The organism is Streptomyces sp. SID3212, assembly GCF_009865405.1.
Taxonomy (GTDB): domain Bacteria; phylum Actinomycetota; class Actinomycetes; order Streptomycetales; family Streptomycetaceae; genus Streptomyces.
In genome coordinates this window covers 1-709 of record NZ_WWJY01001130.1, presented here as the reverse complement: position 1 = coordinate 709, position 709 = coordinate 1, and the positions used below count along the sequence as shown (strand labels likewise).

The 709-nt window shown below is 77.0% G+C and carries 1 protein-coding gene; it reads right to left on the bottom strand.

Features of this window, described 5'->3' with window-relative positions; genetic code table 11:
- Positions 1-294 precede the first annotated feature (294 nt).
- A partial coding sequence (locus GT042_RS33385) for a hypothetical protein (protein ID WP_161312426.1) occupies positions 295-709 on the bottom strand: 415 nt, incomplete at its 5' end.

Below are 709 nucleotides of genomic sequence, written 5' to 3'. Positions count from 1 at the left end.
TGGCCCCGGACCTCCGCACCCGACACGCCGGCGGTCGGGCCCGACCGCCGACGCGGGGCCGTCAGGCGGTCGCCGGAAGGAATACGCCCCGCCGAGGCGGCAGCGGGCGCACCGCCGAAAGTTCCCCGCACCCTGAGCGTCGACGCTCGGAGGCGGACCCCCAACCCCTGGCGCGGTGACTGGCAGGACGGGACCGGCAGCCGGGGTTCGTACCGGCCGCGACCTCACCCGACCGTCGCGGGCCGGACGCCGCTTCCCGGGCACACGCCCAGGAATTCCCGCACGCCCAGGATTTCAGTCGCGCGTCGAGTCGTCCGGCCGGGCGCCGATGCCCAGGGCCTCCGTCGTCGTCGGGTGGAGCAGCAGGACCAGCCCCGTCACGGCCACCGCCGCGAGCGCGATGCCGGCCGGGATGCCGGCGCCCGACGACTGGAGCAGGGTCCAGGCGACCGGCAGCGCCATGATCTGGATGATCAGCGCGGGGCCCCGGCTCCAGGAGCGGCGCAGCAGCAGGCCGCGGACCGCCAGCAGCGGGAGCAGGGCGAGGACGATCACCGTGAGGCCGCCCGTCTCCGCCTGGCGGGGGCTGTCGGGCCGGCCCAGCAACCCCATGACCAGCAGGTACCCGCCGGCACCGAGCAGCGTGAGGGCTTCGAGCCCGCACAGCGCCGCCAGCGCGGTCAGGCGCGGGGGTCGCGGCCCGGACGCG